At 61.4% G+C, this 5,705-nt stretch carries 6 protein-coding genes; 4 read left to right on the forward strand and 2 right to left on the reverse strand.

Translation table 11 applies throughout. The features are described 5' to 3' along the window. On the forward strand, positions 1-616 hold a 616-nt coding region (locus H0V34_10060; GenBank protein MBA2492018.1), incomplete at its 5' end, for a TonB-dependent receptor. A 15-nt stretch (positions 617-631) separates the two neighbouring features. On the opposite strand, the gene H0V34_10065 is transcribed toward H0V34_10060, so the two are convergent. Next, positions 632-1,810 carry a hypothetical protein gene (locus H0V34_10065; protein ID MBA2492019.1) on the reverse strand — a complete coding sequence of 393 codons (1,179 nt, stop codon included), beginning with the start codon at positions 1,808-1,810 and terminating at the stop codon, positions 632-634. A 275-nt stretch (positions 1,811-2,085) separates the two neighbouring features. Between H0V34_10065 and argA the strand changes: the two genes are divergently transcribed. After that, the gene (argA, locus tag H0V34_10070) at positions 2,086-3,426 is read left to right on the forward strand and encodes an amino-acid N-acetyltransferase (protein MBA2492020.1); all 1,341 of its coding nucleotides are present in this window, start codon (positions 2,086-2,088) and stop codon (positions 3,424-3,426) included. 63 nt (positions 3,427-3,489) lie between these two features. Here argA and H0V34_10075 read toward each other — a convergent pair whose 3' ends face one another. Beyond that, positions 3,490-4,158, reverse strand: coding sequence for a class I SAM-dependent methyltransferase (locus H0V34_10075; protein ID MBA2492021.1), 669 nt, complete (start codon positions 4,156-4,158; stop codon positions 3,490-3,492). 256 nt (positions 4,159-4,414) lie between these two features. On the opposite strand from H0V34_10075, the gene H0V34_10080 reads away from it, so the two are divergent. Both H0V34_10080 and H0V34_10085 read left to right on the forward strand, forming a co-directional pair. Continuing rightward, complete coding sequence (locus H0V34_10080; protein MBA2492022.1) at positions 4,415-5,248, forward strand: tetratricopeptide repeat protein; 834 nt, start codon at positions 4,415-4,417, stop codon at positions 5,246-5,248. A 117-nt stretch (positions 5,249-5,365) separates the two neighbouring features. Beyond that, positions 5,366-5,705 (forward strand): phosphotransferase (locus tag H0V34_10085; protein MBA2492023.1); only part of this gene is annotated, 340 nt, incomplete at its 3' end.

A 5,705-nucleotide genomic window follows, 5' to 3' on the forward strand; every position in this document is an offset into this window, starting at 1 on the left:
TACCATCGAACTCGGCACGCGCGGCGGCGCGCAGAGTCTGCGCTGGGACGCGGCGGTGTATCACGCGTGGCTGGACGATGAGATTCTTGTAGTGGAGCTGCCGCCGCTGCCGTCTGGCGAGTTCGCCACCAGCAATGCGGACGAGACTACACATGCGGGCATCGAACTTGGCCTCGAATCACTGTTGTCGCTTAGGCGTTCGCTGGCAGGCGACCTGCGCCTGCGCGCCACGTACACCTACAATCGCTTCCGCTTCGACGGTGATCCCGCTTTCGGCGACAACCAGATCCCGGGCATTCCGCGCCATCTCGGCCGGCTTGAGGCGCTCTACGAGCACGCCTCGGGCGTATACGTCGGCCCGCACGTGCAGGCGGCGAGCCGCTATTTTGTGGACTACGCCAGTACGCTGGAGGCCGATTCATTCGTCATCGACGGCGCTCGCGCGGGCTACCAACACGCGAGCGGCTGGTCGCTGTTCGTCGAGGCGCGGAACCTGGGCGACAGGGCGTACATCTCCAACACCAGCACCGTCGCGAACGCGGGCGGTGAAGATGCCGAGCTATTCAATCCCGGCGAGGAACGGTCGATATTCGCGGGTCTGGAATTGAACTGGTAGGTTACACGTGCGTGCTCAACGCCGCGAAGGTCGCTTCATACGTCGTGTCTTTGCGGGTTTGATATTCCTGGGGCCGGCGTCTTGCGCGATGCGGTCGGCGGTCTCGATCAGGTAGCGCGCGATCCGTTTCGGCGTAACGTGCCCGTCGAAGTACGCCGCCGACGCATCGCGCACCGACGCCGCACGATCCGCATTGTGCACCAGCGCCATGACGGTGTCGGAGATGCATTCATAATCGGCAATAGCGGGTAGCGATTCGTCCTGATCGATGCCGATTTCGCAGTTGACGAATTCGCGGCCCGCGCGCATCGGCACCGGCCACTGCGTGTAAGCCGCGCGGTCGCAGACCGTACACGCGCCCATCGCCAGATGATCGATCATGCGCCACGACACGCACAGATGCTTGCCTGGACGCAGGAACGCCACGCGCGCGGCCGCGGTCGCGGCCCACAACTCGTCTACGGTGATGTTGGTTTTCGTCAACTGCACGCCACAGTTGACCAGTCGATCGATAAAGTGCTTCGGCAGCTCGCCTTCGTGCGACCTGGGCACGATCGCGCGCAGCAACGAGCGGATATTGAGCTGCGCCAGCGTCTCGAACAGCCGCACCAGATGCTCTACCGGATGCCAGTACGTGGGCCCCGGCACGCTGGGCCACAGCCTGGCGGTAAACACGAGATCCAGATGCTTGGGATAATCCCTTAGCGCCACCAGCCGATCGATGCGCGCCTGCGTAAGCGCGCCGTTGCCGGTAACAAGCCCTCGCACTTTGTCGCTGTAATCCAGATTCGGCCAGCGATTGACCTTGAAATAGATTTCCGCCCAGTCGTGCGCCTCGGGCTCGCGAATGCCACGTCCGTCATGCTGGTCGATTGCGACCCGCACCGGCTCGGCGCGCGTGGGAAGATAGAACAGATAACGCGCGACGTGGTTGGCCGTTTCCTCGCGCTGTTTAGCCTGCAGGCCGGCGTAGTATTCCCACGCCCGGGAAGCGCCCGGCCAATTCCGCTCCAGCGTCCAGGCGAAACGTCTGTCGGCTGTATCCGCGTAGCTGAACTCAAGGCCCGGGATCGCGCGCAGGCCAATCAGATAATAGCGCTGATACAAATGCCAGGTGGCGGGGCGGCGCGCACGTCCGCCGAGTAGCGACACCCTTACAGCTTTGGCCTTGCTGATGCGCCCGTGAGTTTGCAACTTTACATCCGATGCCGGTTTGCGCTTTGCGACCGCGATGAGGTCACCGCGCAATTTTCTTTAGAGGGAACTGTTCTACTACACCAGATATCGTGCGGCAGTCAATACTTATACTTTGTATATATCGATTCCGGGGGGATGGCCTTCGCGGAGACGCGCGTGAGTTAGTGGCGTGGGACGGCGCGGCCGCTTACTCTTTACAATCACGCGCCGGTCGCCGATACAAACGAGCCCGAAAACGATAGCCCGAAGAGAACATGCCCTGAAGAGGACAGATATTGAACAACGAGCAATTCGACATCCCCGGCTTTCGCAACGCCGCACCGTACATCAACGCTCACCGCGAGCGCATTTTCGTGATTGCCTTCGGTGGCGAGGCCATCGCGGATGCCGATTTTTCCAGCCTGATTCACGACCTCGCCCTGTTGCACAGTCTGGGCGTCAAACTCGTGATCGTGCATGGCGCGCGACCACAGATCGAGGCCCGGCTCAAACAGGGCGGTACACAGATGCACTATCACCAGGGTCTGCGCGTAACCGACGCGACCGCGCTGGCCGCGGTGAAAGAGGCGGCCGGATGCGTACGGGTGGAGATCGAGGCCAGCCTTTCGGCCGGCCTCGCCAACACACCCATGTCGGGCATGCGGCTGCGCGTGGTGTCCGGTAACTTCGTGACCGCGCGTCCGCTGGGCGTGCGCGATGGCGTCGACTTCGCGTACACCGGCGAGGTGCGCAAGGTTGACGTGGACGGTATTCGCCAGCAGCTCGGCCAGCACAACCTGGTGTTGCTGTCGCCGCTGGGATTTTCGCCGACGGGCGAGGTGTTCAATCTGTCCGCCGCGGACGTGGCCACGATGACAGCCGCCTCACTGCCCGCCGACAAACTGATTTTCCTCACCGAAGACTCAGGCTTGCGCAACGGCCAGCGCAAGGCCGTGCGGGAATTGAATCTCGCGCAGGCGCAGGCGTTGCTTATTGGTAAACGGCGCATAAGCGAAGAAACGCGCCGCGATATCGAAGGCGCGGTCAGCGCCTGCCTCAGCGGCGTGCGGCGCGTGCATCTGGTCAACCGTCGCATCAACGGCGCGCTGCTCAAGGAGCTTTATACCCGCGACGGCGCTGGCACCCTCATTACCGCCGAGACTTACGAGGGACAGCGCGAGGCGGTCATTGACGATATCGGCGGCATCCTGGAACTGATCGCGCCGCTGGAACAGTCGAGCGCGCTGGTGCGCCGTTCGCGCGAGCAGCTGGAGCTGGAAATCCGGCGCTTCAACGTGCTTGAACGCGACGGCATGATCATCGGGTGCGCCGCGCTTTATCCTTTCGCCGACGAGAGCTTCGCCGAAATTGCATGCCTTGCGGTGCATCCGCGCTATCGCGCCGCGGGCCGCGGCGAGATGCTGCTTGAACGTCTGGAGAAAAAAGCCGTCGAGTTGCGTCTCAAGCAGCTTTTTGTGCTCACCACACAGACTGCGCACTGGTTTCTGGAGCGCGGCTTTCGCGAGGGTGCGATAAAAACCCTGCCGGTCAAGCGGCGCGAACTGTACAACTATCAGCGTAACTCGAAGATTTTTTTCAAAGGTCTGATAAAAAATGATGCACCAGACGGCTGATTGCCGCACCCGCGTGCAACATGTACCGGGAACCCGAACGCACGAGTCACCCACCGGCCGGCGCTAATCCGGATACTTGCGCGCGAGGGTCAACCCGTCACCAATGGGCACCAGGCTTATCGACACGCGCTTATCGTCGTAAAGCCGCTCGTTGAAGCGCCGGATCGCCTCGGTCTCGGCATCCGTCTTGTCGGACTCGGCGACCGAGCCGCCCCACAAGGTGTTGTCCACCGCAACGAGACCGCCCGGACGCATTAATTCCAAGCAGCGCTCGTAGTAGTTGTGGTAATTCTCCTTGTCCGCATCGATAAACGCGAAGTCGAAAGTCCCGGCCGCGCCTTGCGCCAGCAGCGAATCCAGTGTCTCCAGCGCCGGGCGCACGCGCAAGTCGATCCTGTTCGCAATCCCTGCTTCCGCCCAGTAACGTCGCGCCAGGTTCGTCCATTCCTCGCTGGTGTCGCAACAGATCAGGCGGCCGTCAGCGGGCATCGCCATGGCCACGCACAGCGCGCTGTAGCCGGTGTACGTGCCGATCTCGATCGCGCGCCGCGCGTCCAGCAGTTCCACCAGCAGCGCCATGAACTGCCCCTGCTCCGGCGCGATCTGCATGCCGCCCGCCGAATCTTTGGCCGTCTCTTCGCGCAGCCGCGCAAGGAGCGGCGGCTCGCGCACGGACACAGCCAGCAGATAATCATAAATCCGGTCGTTGATTTCGATGGTGCGGTTCGACATCGCTCACCCCAGGGATACGAGGACTTTAAGTACGGAAATATGGCGTTGCTGCCGCACAAAGGCACGTAGACAGTACGATCGTGCGCGGCGAGCGCCAGGCTGCGGGCGCTAGAATCGCGCGCCCTGTCGGTCAGCGCAAGGCATAAGAATGCGTTCATCCTGGCAGGCGGCGGGCCCGCAATGTCAAGGCGTCGGAGATTGTCATTCTTTCGTTGTAGGTTACAAATACAGATAGCGCGTTTTAGAATGTCTCGCCATGCAAAGTAATTGTGTAGAGTCGTTCCGCCGGCAGATCAGCCTGCCGGACGATAATGTGGATCTGCTGCGCGCGGCCCTGCTGATCGGTGCGGATGAGTATCCCGATCTGGATGTGGCGCACCATGTGGCCACGCTCGACACCTGGGCACAAGAGATGGGCAGGCGCGTCGCACCGGACATGGATGAGCAGATTCAGATCCGGCAACTGAACAATTTCCTGTTCAGGGAACTGGGTTTCCGCGGCAACACCGGCGAGTATTACGACCCGCGCAACAGTTACATTAACGAGGTGCTGGAGCGGCGTCGCGGGATACCTATTTCGCTGTCGGTGGTTTACATGGAACTGGGCCGGCGCTTAGGCCTTGATCTGATGGGTGTGTCCTTCCTGGGGCATTTCCTGGTCAAACTGCCGTATGGCGACGGGGAGGTGGTGATCGATCCCTATAACCGCGGCATCTCGCTGAGCGCGGAAGATCTCACAAACCGTCTGCAGGGCGTGTTCCATGTGGCTATCGAGTCGCCGACGCCATTCCTCGCCGCCGCCTCGAACAAACATATCCTCATCAGGATGCTGGCCAATCTCAAAGGGATTTATCAACAGCTGGGCAAGACGACCAAAATAATCGCCATCATCACCAAGATACTGCTGGTGGACCCCGACCGCGTCCGCGAATATCGCGAGCGCGGTCTGATGTTCAACGCCCTGGAGTGTTACAACGCCGCGCTCAAGGATTTGCAATATTATCTGCGCCACGCACCCGACGATGACGACACCGGCGTCGTGCGCCAGCTGGTGTTTCGCCTGCAGGAACACCACAGTCGGCTGAATTGATCCGCCGGCGGCAGCCGGGCCCCTGACCGCGGAACCGCAGCCGCGACTTGAGCATCAACCTGGTCAAAATTGCTTGCGGGCTGCCGGCAAATCACTAGAGCAAGGCCCTTGAAATGCATGACCGACCCTGACGAACGTCTGCGGTGTTTGCGTGCCTGGCTGCGCACACACGACGGACTCTCTGCCTGCGAGCTTACGGTCGCCTCCGGCGACGCTAGTTTCCGGCGTTATTTCCGGGCGCGCGTCGATGACAAAAGCTTCATTGTCATGGACGCACCGCCGGACAAGGAAGACTGTTGGCCGTTTGTAAAAGTCGCCGCGCTGCTGCGCGAGGCGGGCGTGCACGCGCCGCGGATACTGGCGCAGGATTTAAAGCAAGGCTTTCTGTTGTTGACCGATCTGGGCATGCAGACTTATCTGGACGTGCTCACGCCGGAAAACGCCGATGCGTTATTCC

This window comes from Gammaproteobacteria bacterium, assembly GCA_013696315.1.
GTDB lineage: Bacteria > Pseudomonadota > Gammaproteobacteria > JACCYU01 > JACCYU01 > JACCYU01.